Source organism: Peribacillus sp. B2I2, from assembly GCF_041261685.1.
In the GTDB taxonomy this organism is placed as follows: Bacteria; Bacillota; Bacilli; order Bacillales; family DSM-1321; genus Peribacillus.
This window is the reverse complement of record NZ_JBGCCB010000002.1, coordinates 140,589-157,611: the sequence shown is the minus strand read 5'-3', so window position 1 is coordinate 157,611 and position 17,023 is coordinate 140,589. Positions and strand designations below refer to the sequence as shown.

Genomic DNA, 17,023 nt, shown 5'->3' with positions numbered 1-17,023 from the left:
ATGAATGATTTTAAATTAATTAAGGTAGAAAGAATAGAAAAGAACGGTGCAAAAGAGCTTATTATTCATAATCCAACCACATTAAAACTAATTGGGGAAGGAACTCAAGGTGCTGTTTTCCAGCTTGATAAAGATCTTTGCGTAAAGATTTATGTCAATCCAAATGCAGCAACTAAAGAGGGGAAAGCACTTGAAGCAGCGAAGGAAACTCATATTGTTCCGAGGTTATATGAAGTTGGACCAAACTATGTAATTATGGAGTATTTAAAAGGTCCAAATTTAAAAGATTACTTGAAAGAAATTCAAGATATTCCCGAATCGTTTACAGAACAAATCATAATGATTCGAAAGGAACTAAAGAGAGTTGGATTTATTAGGATCAAGACCTCAATCGGACATTTTGTTGTAACAGAGGGGAATGTGCTGAAAGCAATCGATCATTCAGATGGTCTCACAATGAATGATCCATATAATCCGAAGATGTTTCGTGATCTAAAGAAATTGGGGTTATTGGATAAATTCCTGGAACAAGCAAAGAAAATCGATCCTGAATCATATGAAGACTGGCAGAAAAATATCGATTTCAATGCGATATAGGAACCTACCCGATAGGATGACAATATGGGAAAATTGGTGCTTCAAAGGATTTAAGTGGGGCAAATATGGCATAGGTCAAAAAAATGCATGATGATTTCCTCACAAAACCAATTATGTTGTACAAGCAGGGAAATCTAAAAGAGTAAAGTCGAGCCCTTAACGTAGAGGAGTTCGACTTTTTAGGTTGGAATTCTACTAACCTATAAAATTTGAGAAATGGGCGGTAAAGCATTGTTACTCCCGTTCGTAAAAGTCGAGGAGTTCCCTCTATGAATGTTAGTACATCGATTCCACTTTTGTACGTGTCAATTTTCTTTTTGAGACATATATTATGAAGATTGCTTGTCCAAATTTTTTAAAAAAGAGAGGGATTTAATATGAGTAAAAGTGATGTTCTATCAACCGGTGTATTACGAAGAAACTCTGATACTTTATTTCTCACTGTTGAAGCCATAAATGTTGATCCAGATGACTTTCGTACAGTAACCGTTCAAATGTTTGACTGGTCATCAGGTTCACCTGTTTTATTACAAATGGAAGATCCTGCTTCACAAACACTAGCCCCTAATCAATATGTAACTTTTAGATCAACAGCTCTTCCTGATACGACTTATGCTTATGAAGTAAGAATAATCCATCCAGATGACAAAGATGTTGTTACAAATGTTTTTGGACTTAATGCTGTTGTGTTTAATCCGCAAGAAGGAAATAATGTTTTACATCATGACTTAGCGGAATTGAAATTAAAATAAAACATTCTTGCAAAGAATATATTTTTGTAGAACGAAATGCTTAGCATGGACTATGTAATGAAGGATCAGTAAACCCTAGATTTAGGTATGATCTTTTTTTATATTTTTATGTATTTACCTATTCACCTGATTTAAATTCCAGTTAAATTAATTACAGTATCAGGCTGATATTTTAAGTGAATTTGGACGGACATGCATGATAACTCCAAATAATGACTACTTTTGCAAATGATGTGGAACCAAGGCATTCCTGTGTCCAAACTGATCTTATTTTTCGAACATTATGAAATCACGATCCAAAAGATTAAATAAATCCAGGATAGGTTATTTAATCGGGACTTCCGGGGATTTAAGGTTCTAAATATAGAAGAAACATACAAAACATGGGTGGTTTCTCTTGCGATTTTGTTTTTGTTAGATAAGGAACTAGTCAATTAGTTTTTCATTTTACTTTTGCATGTGCCCTCACACGCTCGTCCTCTTATGAATACATTACCAAGAAACAAAAAGTAAAGTCCCCCATCTACAGGACACTATTTTGAATTTTATAAGACCGGGCTAGTTTATCGTTTCTTTTTCATAAACCTATTTTAGTCTCCTCATTTCGTGTCTAGTTATTATGGAATATAAAAAAGGAGTGATAATAATGTTTTTTTCTAAAAAAGACTGTTTATGTGAATTAATGGAAAAATATGTAGGGCAAAACGTTACTATACGAACAAAGTCTGGCGACATTATAGAGGGGGAGCTAAAAAAGGTGAATGATTGCGTCGTACAAATTTTGGAGCAAGAACAGATTTCACCATTTCTGGAAACGCAATTAACAGCAGTACGTTGTGAAGACATAGAATCCTTTTCAGTAACCTTGCCTGGATAATGGGATGTTGTTCTTTGGGAAAAATATATAAAAGGTTTTATATTTTCCCCTTTTCAAGATAGAGGAGTATTTTATTCTATGAAAATCTTACTAATTTCATCTGGCTATAGGGGTATATACCCTTATTTTGAACAAGCAATAGAAGAAGCATTTATGTTCTTTGATCATACCCTTACTAAAATAAACCCAGTTTATACTCAAGAAACAATTGAAAAGGTCAAAGATTTTGCACCAGATTTAGTCATATCACTTGTTGGTTATAAGGTAGATAAACAATTAATGGAGTTCTTAAAAAAAAGTGGTTCGATTTTGAGTATTTGGTTAACAGAAGATCCTTTTTATATTGATAGCTCAATAGAAGTAGTTAAGGAGTATGATTATGTATTTACAATAGATTTAGGGGCTTTGGAGTTTTATAAGAAGAAGTTTCCCGAAAAAAACTTTTTCCACCTTCCTTTAGGGACAGATCCTATCCTGTATCAACCTTCTGCTACTCCTAACAAGTATTTATATGACTTATGTCTCGTTGGCTATCCATACCCGGAGAGGATTGAATTAGTTAATCACATTCTAAATCATACACATTATGGTTTGATTCTTGTTGGACCACGGTGGAGGAAATATATAGCAAACAGTAATAACGCAGAAAGATTGACTATTATCAATAAATGGGTTGTTCCTGAAGTTGTAAGAAACATATTTACTAGTTCAAAAATTATGTTAAACCCTCATCGTACTTACGACTTTGATAAAAATATAAATACACTTGGTATTGAAAGTAAAAGTGTAAATAATAGAACTTTTGATATCGCAGCCTGTGGTGGCTTTCAACTAATTCCTAATAAACCTGATTTAGATATGCATTTTAATGTTTCTAATGAAATTGTTTCCTATGAAAATAATGATCATTGTATAGAATTGATTAATCATTTTCTGAATAACGAAAAGGCAAGAAGTCAATATAGTAAAAATGCAAAAGAAAGGGTTTTGAATGGTCATACCTTTTTTCATAGAATTCAATTTATCCTAGAGAAAATATTATGATACTTTCAATAATCAAAAAAGTAAAAAAAGAGGGGGAAGGTATGTTTTATTTGAAAGGTAAAACAATCTTGGTAACTGGTGGTACGGGTTCATTTGGGAAAAAATTTGTCAGTAAGGTATTGGAGATGGATGTTAAGAAAGTCATTATATTCAGTCGGGATGAATTAAAGCAATATGAAATGGCTCAAGAATATACCGATCCCAGAATTCGCTTTTTTATAGGGGATGTACGAGATAAAGAGAGATTATTTCGTGCATTTGACGGTGTCGATGTTGTAATTCATTCTGCTGCCTTAAAACATGTGGGTGTCTGTGAATATAATCCGTTTGAAGCCATTAAGACAAATATCAATGGTGCCCAAAATATTATTGAGGCTGCTATTGACAGAGGGGTAGAAAAAGTCATAGCTTTAAGCACTGATAAGGCTGCAAGCCCGGTTAACCTATATGGGGCAACAAAATTAGCGTCAGATAAATTATTTGTTGCAGCAAATTCGTATGCTGGAAATAAGAAGACTCGTTTTAGTGTGGTTCGTTATGGGAATGTCGTTGGCAGTCGGGGTAGTGTAGTTCCATTTTTTAAGAAAATTAGAGTTACTGGTAAAATACCGATTACAGATGAGCGTATGACACGATTCTGGATTACATTAGATCAAGGTGTACAGTTTGTTATTGATAACCTCAATAGAATGAAGGGCGGAGAAATTTTCGTTCCGAAAATTCCTAGTATGAAAGTTACGGATCTAGCAATAGCGATCGCTCCGGAATGTGAAGTTGAGTTTAAGGGTATTCGCCCAGGTGAAAAATTACATGAAGCGATGATAACGGAAGATGATGCTCGTCGGACATTAGACTACGGCACATACTATGTAATTCAACCGGAATTTCCGTGGTGGAATACTGAATCTTCCAAAGGTGGAAAACCATTACCTGATGGCTTTAGCTATGTAAGCAATAAGAATGACCAATGGCTAACTGTCGAAGAGTTAAGAAACCTAGTACGAGATTAAAAGTTCTTAGTTAATAAAAAGCGGAAGGAGGGAGGCTATATTGAATAATAGACCAATTAGGGATACTTATCTTCCTTACGGACGACAATGGATCGATGATGAAGATATCGATTCGGTTGTTAATGTTTTAAAAGGAGATTATCTTACTACTGGTCCTTACGTTTCAGACTTTGAACGGGATATAGCTGATTATGTAGGAGCAAAGTATGCTGTAACGTTCTCCAATGGAACGGCAGCATTACATGGCGCATGCTTTGCAGCCGGTATAGGTGAAGGGGACGAAGTGATTACAACCCCCTTAACGTTTGCAGCTAGTGCAAACTGTGTTTTATATCAAGGTGGACAGCCAGTTTTTGCTGATATTGATGATAAAACATATAATATCGATCCAAAAGAAATTGAGCGGAAGATTACCAATAAAACAAAAGCGATTATTCCTGTTCATTTTACGGGAGCACCTGCTTCAATGGACGAAATACATGATATCGCAACAAAACATAACTTAATTATTATTGAAGATGCAGCACATGCATTAGGGGCAACATATAAACAGAAAAAGATAGGTTCGAATAGCGATATGACCATGTTTAGTTTTCACCCTGTTAAACATATTACGTCCGGTGAAGGTGGCATCATTACAACAAATAATAAAGAGTATTATGACAAGCTATTACAATTCCGTTCGCATGGAATCACTCGTGATTCTGGCAAAATGTTTGAAAATCATGGCCCTTGGTATTATGAGATGCATTTTTTGGGTTATAACTATCGGATGACAGATATTCAGGCAGCCCTTGCATCTAGCCAGTTAAAGAAATTAGATACATTTTTGAGTTTACGAAAGAAATACGTCTCGATGTATAATCAGGCGTTTAAAAAAATTAGTGCAATTACTATTCCGTATCATAATGAGGATAGTAGTTCAAGCTGGCATTTGTATGTCATTCGGCTTCATTTAGAGCAATTAACAGGAAATAGAAAGGATATATTCAACGCCTTGGTTCAAGAAAATATCGGGGTGAATGTGCATTATATTCCGGTTTACTTTTTACCGTATTATCAAGGGTTAGGTTTTCAAAAGGGACTTTGTCCACATGCTGAAAAGCTGTATGAAGAAGTCCTTACATTACCCCTTTTTCCAGCAATGACAGAAAATGATGTACTCGACGTTATTAATGCTGTGTATAAGGTTATCACCCATTACTCTAGTTGATTAGAAGGTGATTCTTTGAAGGTAGTAGCTATTATTCAAGCAAGAATGGGATCAACAAGGTTACCGGGGAAGGTCATGAAGGAAGTTTTAGGTAAACCTTTGCTTGAATATCAAATTGAAAGAGTAAGAAGGTCCAAATTAATCAATAAAATAGTTGTGGCAACAACTACAAAGGAAACGGAACAGCCAATTGTTGATCTATGTGAAAGGTTATCGGTAGTCTATTTTCGAGGTTCGGAAGATGATGTTTTAATGAGGTTTTTTGAAGCATCAAATAAATACGAAGCCGAAGTGGTGGTTCGCCTTACATCAGATTGCCCGTTAATCGATCCTAATATTATTGATAAAGTCATATATAAATACCTATCGAATATAAGTCTGTACGATTATATTTCAAATACGATCGAAAGAACTTATCCTCGTGGATTCGATGTTGAGGTGTTCTCAAAAAGGGCACTAGAACAAGCGTATAGGGAAGCAATAGATACCGTTTATCGTGAACATGTTACACCGTATATTTATCATCATCCTGATAAGTTTAAATTAGGATGTGTTAAACATCATATCGATTTGAGCTCTTTTCGCTTAACCGTTGATACAGATGAAGATTTAGTGTTGATTACACTATTAATTAACAGCCTTTATGAAAAGAATAAAAAATTTTTTACATTCGAAGATATTATTAATTTGTTACAAGATAAACCTGAGTGGGTATTAATAAATTCCCATATTGAACAAAAGAAAGTAACGAAAAGTAAAATATGTAATTCAGAATTAGAGGATTAAATATGAATGTATTTATACGTGTCGATGCCTCAATTGACATTGGAGTAGGTCATGTTATGAGATGTTTAGCTCTTGCAGGAAGGTTAAGGAAACAAGGTAACAGTGTCAGTTTTATTTGTAGAGAACATAACGGGCATTTATGTGATTTTATCGAAATAAACGGATATAAAGTTTTAAGACTTCCAGCTTCTCAAGTGAATGTCAAAATTCCAAGTTACACGCAACATTCTAAATGGTTAGGTGTTCCAGTGAGTGTTGATGCTATACAAACAAAAAAGTTACTAAGGAAGGGCTTCGTTGATTTGTTAATTGTCGATCATTATGCAATTAACGAAGTCTGGGAAGGAAGTCTTAGAGAAATTTCAAATAAAATTTTGGTTATTGATGATTTGGCGGACCGTAAGCATGATTGTGATTTTTTAATAGATCAAAATTATTATGAGGATTATCCCAGTCGGTATCATTGTCTCGTACCACCACATTGTAAAACGTTTTTAGGACCGAGTTACGTCTTGTTGAGAGATGAGTTTTATGACCAGTGGAGAAAGCAGAGGATACGAAGTGGCTCTGTGAAACGGATTGTAATTTTTTTTGGTGGAATCGATCAAACGAATGAAACTGGTAAAGCTCTAGCCGCTTTTCTAAAAATGGGCCGTAATGACATCCAAGTAGATGTTATTGTTGGTCGGTCTAACCTTCATAAAACTGAGCTTGCATCAATTTGCAAACAGTATGATTTTCTGCATTTTTATTGCCAAGTGACTAATATCGCCGAATTGATGTGTCAAGCTGATCTGTCAATTGGGGCAGGTGGAACCACTACATGGGAACGGTGTTTTCTTAGTTTGCCTTCTATAGTGTGGAGTGTTGCCGATAATCAGTTGGAAATTTGCAAAACACTAGGGAGAAAAAAAATCATTAAATATTTAGGGGAAAAGGAAACGCTTGAGCAGACATTTTTAACGCAACAATTGGAAAACTTGATAGGAAATGAAGTGGAACGAAATGAAATGTCAAGATTATCATATCTCTTAATGAAAGATAATATTGTAAACCAGCAAACAATGATAAAAGAAATAGTGAGATTGGATGAATAGTATGGATTATTGTTTAAGGCAGTTATCAGAAAGAGATAAGGAAATGATCTTTAACTGGAGAAATACGGAGCATATTCGTATGAACATGTATAATGATCAACCAATTGCCTATGAAGATCATAGTCGATGGTTTGAAGATATGCTGAAAAATCAAAAGGATTATTATCGACTTTTTATTTATAAGCAAAAACCATTGGGTCTCATCTCTTTCAAGAATATTAACCAACAAAATCAAACTTGTGTCTGGGGATTTTATATTGGAGAAAGTAATGCACCTAAAGGCTCTGGTACGATAATGGGGTGTTTAGGATTAGATTACGCCTTTCATTGTTTATTCATGAGAAAAGTTATTGGTGAAGTCTTGTCATTTAATAAAAAAAGTGAAAGGTTTCATCTGAAATTAGGTTTTAAGCATGAGGGGATTTATAAAAATAAACTTAGCAGAGAAGATCAGATTATCGATGTAATCAGTTTTGGATTACAAAAAGAAGTGTGGGAAATGCATAAAGGGAAATTAAACTTGAATTTTACAGCAGAGGCGTGATCACATGAATGATATCAATCTTGAAGGAAGATTGATTGGACCTAATCATCCTCCTTTTATTATAGCGGAAATGTCAGGAAATCATAATCAATCTTTGGAACGTGCTTTAGAAATAGTTGAATCTGCAGCTAAAGCTGGCGTCCATGCATTGAAAATACAGACCTATACTGCCGATACAATGACATTGAATATAGATAATAAAGATTTTAAAATTGAAGATAAAAATAGTTTATGGAATGAAAATAACCTCTACAAACTTTATCAACAAGCCTATACTCCGTGGGAGTGGCATAAGCCAATTTTTGAAAGATGCAGAAAACTGGGACTTATCCCCTTTAGCACTCCATTTGATGAAACAGCAGTTGATTTCCTTGAAGAGTTAAACCCACCGATGTATAAAATAGCCTCGTTTGAAAACAATGATATCCCCCTTATTAAAAAGGTCGCTTCCACAGGCAAGCCAATGATTATTTCTACAGGCATGGCAACTTTGGCTGAGTTAGATGAAACGGTTCGTTCGGCAAGAGATGCTGGGTGTAAAAATATTATTCTTTTAAAATGTACGAGTACTTATCCAGCTTCACCTATAAATACAAACATATCGATGATTCCACACATGCAAGAGCTTTTCAACTGCCAAATAGGGTTATCTGATCATACGATGGGTACTGCAGTTTCTGTGGCAAGTGTTGCACTTGGCGCGACTGTTATTGAGAAGCATTTTACTACATCTCGAGCCGATGGTGGTGTGGACGCTGCTTTTTCTATGGAACCAAATGAAATGCAGGCTTTAGTAGTAGATACTGAAAAAGCATGGCAAGCTTTGGGGCATATAACTTATGGTCCAACTGAAGAAGAGCAAAAATCAATGAAATTTAGAAGATCTATCTATATTGTAAAGGACTTAAAGGCCGGAGACGTTTTGACAAAAGATAATTTAAGGGTCATAAGACCAGGTTATGGATTAGCTCCTAAATATTACGAACATTTATTGGGGAAAAAGGTAGATAAAGAAATAAAAGCAGGTACACCTGTGGATTGGAGTATTTTATAGTATTTGTATATAGGAAATAATAAATGACCTTGCAGGCGTTACTTCCTTTTGCGGCCTTCCTGTTTTAAAAATGCCCGTTTCCTCAAGGACCAAGTTTCTTATCCACTCATAGTCCCCCATACTAACAGTTCTGCTCATGCTAGTTTAAATTCCTGAGGAATCAAATATCTTATATAGAGGAGGAAATTTTTTTGCCAAAAGTTACGGTAATATTAACAAGTTTTAATAAACAAGAATATGTGTCGGATTCTATTCGTTCAATTTTAGACCAAACTTATCAGGATTTTGAATTGTTTATTATGGATGATAATTCAAATGACGAAACTAGAAGTGTTATTGAACAATTTTTAAATGATGATAGAGTAAAATTTTTCAAGAGTGATATTCAATCAATCGAGGAAAGGGTAGAGAAAACAAGATATGCGGTTTTAATCAATAAAGCACTAGAATTAGCACAGGGAGAGTATGTTACTTATGCTACGGATGATAATGTTCACCACAGGCAGAAAATTGAGAAAATGGTAGAGTACTTAGATAACCAACCTAAAGCAATGGTAGTATACTCAGCATCAAAAACTTTTCATCTAAATGAGAAGGGGGAAATTACCGACCACATTGTTAGACCCGCAAAATCAGTTTCATGGATTGCTTCTTGTATGACCGACCATTGTTCAATAATGCACCGAATGTCCATTCTTCCTAAAATAAAAGAAACCTTTGATTCATATTGGGATGAGGATCCTCAATTTTATAGAATAGGCGATGCTAGGTTTTTTTGGAGGATCAATCACTTCTGGCCATTTTACCCCATTAATGAGATTCTGGATTTTAATTATATAACTCCTAAATCTATCCATGCTCAATTATTTAATGATACCCCAAATGATTTTTCAAAAATGTTACCACAACAAAGAACTTGTAAAGAACTGAGAGAATCCATTAGAGCCTTTAGACGGAGGGAGGGAGGATGAACACCTATTTATCAAACTATTGGACACTTTATCAGGAGTTTGTTGAAAAATTTATTCATTTAAAATTCAGAGAAATCCCTATTGTATTATTAACTAACTTTTATCAACAAATTGATAATGAACTTAAAAGCAAAATGGAGAATAAAGACTTTCAGACAAATTTAAAATCACCTAAATTGAATCAAGAGATGATCCAACCATATTTTGAAAAATGGCTTGAAAAAATTAGGGTACCTTTAAAGTCTAATAATGGGAAAATTTTAGTCAATTCTGATTATACTCGAATACCTGAACTAACATATAATAAATGGTTTAATCTTAATGAAACGATTATTCTTTCTCGTTCAAAAAGTTCACATATTTATGGGATCCCAAGCGAGGGTATTGCGAAATATGAAGAGATAAATACTAAGGATTCTGAAGAAATCGTAAAAAATGCTACCTCCTTATTTGAAAAGTTAAAAAATCATCCGGCATTTGGGAATGAATTCTTTCAACAGACATTCCTAAATCGAATACCCTTAATCGTGAAAACCCTTAGTACAGTATTTAACCTTTTTAATAAACTTGATATTTCCTCTGTCGTTGTGGGAACTACTGAAGATATGCAAAGTCGAGCTCTTTCTATCGTTGGCTCAATGCGAGGTATCAAAAGTATCTGTTTACAGCACGGGATATTAATGGGCGAAGAAGCGTTTATGCCAGTTTTTACAACAGTAGTTGGGGTCTATGGCGATTATGAGAAAAGATGGTATTCTAATAGAGGACTAACAATAAATCGAATATCAGAATTAGGCCATCCTAAATTTGATGAGATTTTTACAAATTCTTGGACAGACAAAGAAACCTTTTTTAAAAAGTATGAACTTGACCCTAATAAACAAACCTTATTAGTAATTACTGGGCCACAACTAGATTTTATTAAATTAGAAACTCTAATTAAGAATATTTTAGACAACCAAAATTTCCAAATAATAATAAAACCCCATCCGTGGGAGATGGGAAAGAAGAAATATGAAGTTTATTTAGAACTTGAAAAAAAATACAAATTAATTAAAGTCTACACTTCAAGAGAAAATAACCTATACGAATTAATTTCTCATGTCGACGGGGTGGTTTCTTCTTTATCTACAGTCGTTTTAGAAAGTATATTACTTAATAAACCTGTGTTTATTTATAACTTTTTAAATAGTAATCGAACATATGATTATTTCGACGATTTAGGTGATTATATACAGTCAGATCCTAATCAACTTTCCAAAGTTGTGAATAATTATTATATTTCTAGCAAGCATAAAGGTATATATGAAAATATTAGAAACCAGTATTTATCCGATTCCTATAACGACGGATTTTCTGGGAAGAAATTAATCGATTTAATTAATAATTCTAATATGTGAGTGCACGGTAATAAGCTAAACAGAATGCCTTTAATCTACCCTTACATGACAGACCTACTAAAAAAATTATCAGATTATTTTTTCAAGGTACACCTATTATCCAATACAGGTTGATAATAAGCAGGTGGTTACTATAGGTGTGGTAAGGAACAATGTAATGCTGAAATAGATTTTATTTCTGTTGGCCAAGTAATGCTCCATTACAAGAGAGAATGAATGTTACTTCTTGAAGAAGTAATAAACATTTCCAGTTATGGAAATGTATAAAGACAAAAATAAAATAGTTAATAAATAAGAAAAAGTTAACTTTTTATCACACCTCCCAGGAGGTTTTTTGTCGTTTTGCTAGTCGAACCATCAAAAGATTACTTGTTGTTTTGTGTCGCGTTAAATGTCTAAAATTTAACTACCAATAATAATTCTTTTGCATACAAGATATTTATTGCAACGTAAAAAGGCAGTATACTTCCCTTTTATTATCCACACTTAATACAGCTTTGAATTTATGAAGATCTAGTCCGATTATTCTATTTTAAAAGAGGTTGTTAAAAAATAATGACTAAAACCACAAAAAAACCACGTTCAACTCTCAAAAGTGGTTTTTTTCCCGTTTTTCTTTAAATATATTTATAGACATGTTAGCTTGGGGGTATCGTTTCCCTATACTGGATAAGCGGTTCCAACAAAAACAATTGGACCGTTAATTTCAGCTGTAGAACCTGGGGACAATACAGGATCGATTTGTGCAGTCAATTCATAAGTAACGGGCCCCAATCCAGGAGAAGTATCTATATTTAAAATGGAACTCAAAAATGGAGTTTGCTCATCAGTATCAACACTAGTTCCATCATGACCTTCCCAAATAATTGGTCCTCCGACTCCTCTGCGGATCCTAAAAATTATCACAAGATCAAAAAAGTTAGGTGAAATCATCGCTAAACTGGCAAAGTTAGGTGAACTCCACCCTACTATACCCCGTAATTCTACCACAGCATTTTGGGAGATAGTGACAGTAAGGGATGTAATTGGGACTTCCACATTGGTCACTGTTAATCCTAGAGAAGGTTCGCTTGCCGGTACGGAAAAAGCAAAACCAGCGATTCCTGTGGCTCCAGTTGGTCCAGTCGGTCCAGTTGGTCCAGTTGGTCCAGTTGCCCCCGTTGGCCCAGACGGTCCAGTCGGTCCAGTCGGTCCAGTTGGTCCAGTTGCCCCCGTTGGCCCAGACGGTCCAGTCGGTCCAGTCGGTCCAGTTGGTCCAGTTGGTCCAGACGGTCCAGTTGGTCCAGACGGTCCAGTTGGTCCAGACGGTCCAGTCGGTCCAGTCGGTCCAGTCGGTCCAGTCGGTCCAGTCGGTCCAGTCGGTCCAGTCGGTCCAGTCGGTCCAGTCGGTCCAGTCGGTCCAGTCGGTCCAGTCGGTCCAGTCGGTCCAGTCGGTCCAGTTGGTCCAGTCGGTCCAGTCGGTCCAGTTGGTCCAGTCGGTCCAGTTGGTCCAGTTGGTCCAGTTGGTCCAGACGGTCCAGTCGGTCCAGTTGGTCCAGTCGGTCCAGTTGGTCCAGTTGGTCCAGTTGCCCCCGTTGGCCCAGTCGGTCCAGTCGGTCCAGTTGGTCCAGTTGCCCCCGTTGGCCCAGACGGTCCAGTCGGTCCAGTCGGTCCAGTTGGTCCAGTTGGCCCAGTCGGTCCAGTTGGTCCTTGAGGTCCCTGAGGTCCCGGATTACCTTGAGCAGGTACGTTTACTTTTACTTCAATTTTTTGCTCTACCTTTTGGTTCTTGTTTAGATGAGCATTTGCATTGGCTATGTCCACAATCCTTACACTTTTTGTGATCACTTTTATGATCGCATTTACATTTACTATGTCCACAATCTTTACATTTTTTATCTTTTTTATCCTTACCCAATTTGTATCCTCCTTAAAACACATGCTACATTATCATATGAATTTAGAACTAAATTGGATTGGACAAAACCTGAAATAAAAACCTAATTATTTTAAAATACGGAACACTATTAAATACCTTGGAAAATGCTTACATTAACTTGACTACGTCACACTTTATCTAGCATTTATTGTAGCTAATAAAAGCTACATCAGAAATAGAACAATGTAGTAAATATTGTAGTATGGTACTGGGTCTAGAAACATGAAAAGACAGCAATACATCCTTGAAAAACGGTGCTGCTCTTTTTGTCTCTTTATTCCTGATCTGAAAAACCAGTGTTGTTCTGTTCCCTGTCAATATCAATTATTAATACGTATGATCTAGAAGGGAATTTTATCGTGGTGATGGATAGGCCTTTGCTGGACACGACTAACTTAAAGATAGTCTTGGTACAATCATTGCAGATTTAGTTTTGCAGATCCTTTCCTAGATGGCGGAAGAAGAACTGGACCTCATTCCCAAACGGCAGCGTGAAGGAATTGATGTGGCTTTGAAATATGGTGTGTCTTTCGGACGACCGAAAGCTCAAGTAACAGAAGATTTTAGTGAAGAGTATCCAAGGTTTAGTTATGCAACTAACGAGTGCGTTAGCTGAAGATCGGAGCTGTCTTTAAGGCAGCTTTTTTTGTATGAAAATACATTAGTAAAAAAGCCATGCTAAAATAAACCCTCCATATTCTCATTATTTTTTTGATGGGGGTAAATGTACTATTGCGTTATTTTAACTGGTTATGCAGTTTGTTGTTCAGATGGAGCAATTGTATAGCCTTTCTTTTTTAGGTATTCGATCATTTTTAATTCTTTGTTGTTTTGTTTTTCTTCAAGGTAATTTGAGCCTAGTTCATGATAAGGTTCTCCTGTTTTTAAGATGTTGTAAGCAATCGTTACTAGTAAATGGGCAGAAGCGATTCGTCCCTTCATTTTTCCCTGTCGTTTGGTAATCCTTTTTCGATGTGAAGCAATTCGATTATTTTGCCTTGATGTCGCTAATACACATTCTACGGCCATCGTTTTTAAAGCTTTATTTCCTTGTGTGGTTTTACTCGTTTTTTTTTTACCAGCACTTTCGTAATTTCCAGGACTCACACCAGCCCAAGAGGCAAGATGTTTAGCTGACTTAAATACGGACATATCAACACCCATCTCCGCAATAAAAGTAGCTGCCGCAGCTTTGTTCACACCAGGTATACCATCCAATAATTCTACTTCCTTACGATAAGGGGACAGGAGTTGATCAATTTGTTTTTCTAATTCTTCTATGGTTTCTTCTAAATAACCCATATGCTCCCAATGGTAACGCAACATATCACGATGATGACGGCGAATACGGCCATTAATTGCATGGGCAATGTCAGTAATACTTGCTTTTGTTCGCCAATCCACCATTTTTCGAAGACCATCGGTCTCTATTTTTTCACCGTTTAGAATGGCTTCAAGTATACGGCGTCCCGATACACCAAAAATGTCTGATAGAACGGATGTTAGCTTGATATTAGCATCTTGAAGAATTTTGTGAATGCGATTCTGCTCTGATGTGCGATGATGAATCAATTTTTTTCGATAACGAGTAAGATCTCGTAAATCACGAATATCCTCTGGTGGGACAAAATTGCTTTCAATAAGTCCGCATCTTAGAAGCTTGGCAAGCCATTCGGCATCTTTTACATCAGTTTTACGCCCTGGAACATTTTTGACATGCCTGGCATTGGCCAGAACAAGGTGAAAAGATCCTTCGAGTATATTCCATATTGGTTTCCAGTAGACTCCGGTACTTTCCATCACAACATCGGATACCTGAAGGGTAGCTAGCCAATCACTTAAAGCCAAGAGTCCTGTTGTTGTAGTCGAAAACGTTTCAATAGAGATTTTTGGCTTTTTATCTAATGGACCAAATAATACACAGGCTACTACTGTTTCTTGGTGTACATCTAGGCCAGCACACCGTTCAATCATTGCTTCCATAGGAGAATCACCTCAAAAAAAGATTAACAATACATATGACAGGAGATTTGTTACAAAAAATTTTGTATACGTACTAGCAGTACACTAAATGGTTCTTCCATACTGTCACAACCAGTTTCTTATACAGGGTATCTTCCTTAAGATCCACCAAAAAAAGCTCAGCCTGGTTGTATTGTTATCATCCATTATCGTCAAGGGGTTAATGGGTTAGACTCTATTTTTGAGTGTAGATTTTCGTAGTAGATGGTGGCGGCGAGGAGCGCCGCCATTGGAGTTTCTTATGGAACTAAACCAGCCAATAGTTTGTCAATATTTTTCAATAAAACCTTAAAATATTTCATGCTATACTAAATTTGTGCATACCAAATAACCTTCCAAGTTTCTGTGTTTGGAAAGTTCTGGGTGGTTTAGTTATACTTTCAAACTAGGCTATCTTGGAAAGGTGAGTTGCTTTTTAAAAGTGCATAAATCCAATGTAAGAGTTTATTGGCACATGCTATCACAGCTACTTTAAAGGGCTTTCCTTCTTCACGTTTCTTATCATAAAACTCTCGTAATCGCTTGTTACGAGGGATGATTTCATCTGTCGTTTTCTTCTTGCGACAATCACGAATGGCACATTTAACAGCCATATACAAGGCGTGTCTTAGTCTGCCAGAACCTCTTTTGGTAATCCGATTTACTGTGCCTTTAAATTTACCTGATTCAAAGATACTTGGATCAATTCCGGCAAATGCCACTAGTTTTTTAGGGTGATTAAACCGTTCAATCTCTCCAATTTCAGAAATAATCGTTGCAGCGATTTTTTCACCGATTCCAGGGATGGATTGGATAATCTTATATTCTTCAATTTCTTTTGCCAAAGCATCTATCTCGTCTTCAAATTTGGATAGGTGCTTTTGGTATTCTAGAAGCATTTTTATATACATTTCAAGGCTTAAAATGTGACTCTGATATAAGGTTCTCTGAAAAGGGTTTCGAGCTGAGGCAGCCGTAAGTTTCTCTGCCTGTGTATTCGCCCACTTTTTAGAACGACTTGGACAAAGTTCATTAATCCTATTTGCTACAGTTTCTTCACCGACTGCTAATATGTCTTCAGAAGTAGGGAATTCTAATAGAGTAAGCAAAGAAACAACCGAATACAAATCTCCAAAAACCCCTCTATATTCAGGAAATACTTGATCAAGAACAGCCTGGAACTGTAGTTTTGTTTGTACATAGATACCTGTTATATTTTCGTGTTGTCTTGAAAGATTACGAAGATTTAAGAGTTGTATCCCTCGTTTTTTATAAGGCTCTAAATCCTCTTTATAGTACAGCTCGCAGAGGTGACGTGCATCGATTATATCTGTCTTTACTTTGCGTAAACTTGAGCTCTTCGCACGATAAGAAATGAGTGGGTTAACGACAATTAATAAGTAGCCTCTCTCCTCAAAATACTGTACAACTGGCGTATGATAATGCCCCGTGGATTCCAATACAATCGGAGGTTTGATTCCTGTTTTATTTTCTATTTTTCTCAGAAACTGAAATAGCGTTTCTAATCCTTCAATGGTATGTGTAACTTTGAAACTGCCTTGATAAGGCTTCTTCTTTTCCAAGAATGCTTGAACCTGACTTTCACCTTTAGCTACATCCAGACCAACCACTGGATTCATTTTTTATCTCCTCCAAAAACATAATATTTGCCGGTAACCCCTAATCCTTCTTGCAGTATCATAGCTTCGCTTGTTATACGAGATCTTGGTCCCAACCAGCCAAATCATGTTTAAGCAAG

16 protein-coding genes are annotated in these 17,023 nt (G+C 36.0%); 13 read left to right on the top strand and 3 right to left on the bottom strand.

The annotated features are described in order from the left end of the window. The 12 genes from ABIE66_RS28705 (at window position 1) to ABIE66_RS28650 (ending at window position 11,345) form a co-directional block, all read left to right on the top strand. A complete protein-coding gene (locus ABIE66_RS28705; RefSeq protein WP_370017236.1) occupies window positions 1-597 on the top strand; it encodes a serine/threonine protein kinase in 597 nt (198 codons plus the stop codon). A 377-nt stretch (window positions 598-974) separates the two neighbouring features. Next, entirely contained in the window at window positions 975-1,349 is a 375-nt protein-coding gene (locus tag ABIE66_RS28700; RefSeq protein ID WP_370017235.1) for a hypothetical protein, read from the top strand. A gap of 646 nt (window positions 1,350-1,995) precedes the next feature. Next, entirely contained in the window at window positions 1,996-2,226 is a 231-nt protein-coding gene (locus ABIE66_RS28695; protein ID WP_370017234.1) for a hypothetical protein, read from the top strand. A 78-nt stretch (window positions 2,227-2,304) separates the two neighbouring features. Further along, entirely contained in the window at window positions 2,305-3,270 is a 966-nt protein-coding gene (locus ABIE66_RS28690; protein WP_370017233.1) for a CgeB family protein, read from the top strand. A 41-nt stretch (window positions 3,271-3,311) separates the two neighbouring features. Further along, on the top strand, window positions 3,312-4,280 hold the full coding sequence (gene pseB, locus ABIE66_RS28685) for a UDP-N-acetylglucosamine 4,6-dehydratase (inverting) (RefSeq protein WP_370017232.1): 969 nt from the start codon (window positions 3,312-3,314) through the stop codon (window positions 4,278-4,280). 40 nt (window positions 4,281-4,320) lie between these two features. Beyond that, a complete protein-coding gene (gene pseC / locus ABIE66_RS28680) occupies window positions 4,321-5,493 on the top strand; it encodes a UDP-4-amino-4,6-dideoxy-N-acetyl-beta-L-altrosamine transaminase (RefSeq protein ID WP_370017231.1) in 1,173 nt (390 codons plus the stop codon). A gap of 15 nt (window positions 5,494-5,508) precedes the next feature. After that, window positions 5,509-6,279, top strand: coding sequence for a cytidylyltransferase domain-containing protein (locus tag ABIE66_RS28675; RefSeq protein WP_370017230.1), 771 nt, complete (start codon window positions 5,509-5,511; stop codon window positions 6,277-6,279). Window positions 6,280-6,281: 2 nt separating this feature from the next. Then, complete coding sequence (gene pseG / locus ABIE66_RS28670) at window positions 6,282-7,376, top strand: UDP-2,4-diacetamido-2,4,6-trideoxy-beta-L-altropyranose hydrolase (protein ID WP_370017229.1); 1,095 nt, start codon at window positions 6,282-6,284, stop codon at window positions 7,374-7,376. Further along, window positions 7,369-7,920, top strand: a complete 552-nt coding sequence (pseH, locus tag ABIE66_RS28665; protein ID WP_370017228.1) for a UDP-4-amino-4,6-dideoxy-N-acetyl-beta-L-altrosamine N-acetyltransferase — start codon at window positions 7,369-7,371, stop codon at window positions 7,918-7,920. Before pseG ends, pseH begins: the two co-directional genes overlap by 8 nt. 4 nt (window positions 7,921-7,924) lie before the next feature. Beyond that, entirely contained in the window at window positions 7,925-8,974 is a 1,050-nt protein-coding gene (gene pseI, locus ABIE66_RS28660; RefSeq protein WP_370017227.1) for a pseudaminic acid synthase, read from the top strand. Between the two features lie 191 nt (window positions 8,975-9,165). Beyond that, the gene (locus tag ABIE66_RS28655; protein ID WP_370017226.1) at window positions 9,166-9,945 is read left to right on the top strand and encodes a glycosyltransferase family 2 protein; all 780 of its coding nucleotides are present in this window, start codon (window positions 9,166-9,168) and stop codon (window positions 9,943-9,945) included. Next, window positions 9,942-11,345 carry a capsular polysaccharide export protein, LipB/KpsS family gene (locus tag ABIE66_RS28650; protein ID WP_370017225.1) on the top strand — a complete coding sequence of 468 codons (1,404 nt, stop codon included), beginning with the start codon at window positions 9,942-9,944 and terminating at the stop codon, window positions 11,343-11,345. The genes ABIE66_RS28655 and ABIE66_RS28650 overlap by 4 nt, the downstream gene beginning before the upstream one ends. Before the next feature lie 660 nt (window positions 11,346-12,005). Here the strand turns inward: ABIE66_RS28650 and ABIE66_RS28645 are convergent. Then, the gene (locus tag ABIE66_RS28645; protein WP_370017224.1) at window positions 12,006-13,205 is read right to left on the bottom strand and encodes a hypothetical protein; all 1,200 of its coding nucleotides are present in this window, start codon (window positions 13,203-13,205) and stop codon (window positions 12,006-12,008) included. Between the two features lie 509 nt (window positions 13,206-13,714). Here ABIE66_RS28645 and ABIE66_RS28640 point away from each other — a divergent pair. Continuing rightward, window positions 13,715-13,879 carry a hypothetical protein gene (locus ABIE66_RS28640; RefSeq protein ID WP_370017223.1) on the top strand — a complete coding sequence of 55 codons (165 nt, stop codon included), beginning with the start codon at window positions 13,715-13,717 and terminating at the stop codon, window positions 13,877-13,879. A 134-nt stretch (window positions 13,880-14,013) separates the two neighbouring features. On the opposite strand, the gene ABIE66_RS28635 is transcribed toward ABIE66_RS28640, so the two are convergent. After that, complete coding sequence (locus ABIE66_RS28635) at window positions 14,014-15,246, bottom strand: IS110 family RNA-guided transposase (protein ID WP_370014498.1); 1,233 nt, start codon at window positions 15,244-15,246, stop codon at window positions 14,014-14,016. A gap of 419 nt (window positions 15,247-15,665) precedes the next feature. Beyond that, window positions 15,666-16,904: an IS110 family RNA-guided transposase gene (locus ABIE66_RS28630; protein ID WP_241594839.1), complete on the bottom strand. Its 1,239-nt coding sequence runs from the start codon at window positions 16,902-16,904 to the stop codon at window positions 15,666-15,668. Window positions 16,905-17,023: the final 119 nt, after the last annotated feature.

Bases quoted from the DNA above. Each gene is read 5' to 3' on its own strand.
- ABIE66_RS28705 (WP_370017236.1), top strand. From the start codon at position 1: ATGAATGATTTTAAATTAATTAAGGTAGAAAGAATAGAAAAGAACGGT.
- ABIE66_RS28700 (WP_370017235.1), top strand. From the start codon at position 975: ATGAGTAAAAGTGATGTTCTATCAACCGGTGTATTACGAAGAAACTCT.
- ABIE66_RS28695 (WP_370017234.1), top strand. From the start codon at position 1,996: ATGTTTTTTTCTAAAAAAGACTGTTTATGTGAATTAATGGAAAAATAT.
- ABIE66_RS28690 (WP_370017233.1), top strand. From the start codon at position 2,305: ATGAAAATCTTACTAATTTCATCTGGCTATAGGGGTATATACCCTTAT.
- pseB (WP_370017232.1), top strand. From the start codon at position 3,312: ATGTTTTATTTGAAAGGTAAAACAATCTTGGTAACTGGTGGTACGGGT.
- pseG (WP_370017229.1), top strand. From the start codon at position 6,282: ATGAATGTATTTATACGTGTCGATGCCTCAATTGACATTGGAGTAGGT.
- pseH (WP_370017228.1), top strand. From the start codon at position 7,369: ATGAATAGTATGGATTATTGTTTAAGGCAGTTATCAGAAAGAGATAAG.
- pseI (WP_370017227.1), top strand. From the start codon at position 7,925: ATGAATGATATCAATCTTGAAGGAAGATTGATTGGACCTAATCATCCT.
- ABIE66_RS28650 (WP_370017225.1), top strand. From the start codon at position 9,942: ATGAACACCTATTTATCAAACTATTGGACACTTTATCAGGAGTTTGTT.
- ABIE66_RS28640 (WP_370017223.1), top strand. From the start codon at position 13,715: ATGGCGGAAGAAGAACTGGACCTCATTCCCAAACGGCAGCGTGAAGGA.
- ABIE66_RS28635 (WP_370014498.1), bottom strand. From the start codon at position 15,246: ATGGAAGCAATGATTGAACGGTGTGCTGGCCTAGATGTACACCAAGAA.
- ABIE66_RS28630 (WP_241594839.1), bottom strand. From the start codon at position 16,904: ATGAATCCAGTGGTTGGTCTGGATGTAGCTAAAGGTGAAAGTCAGGTT.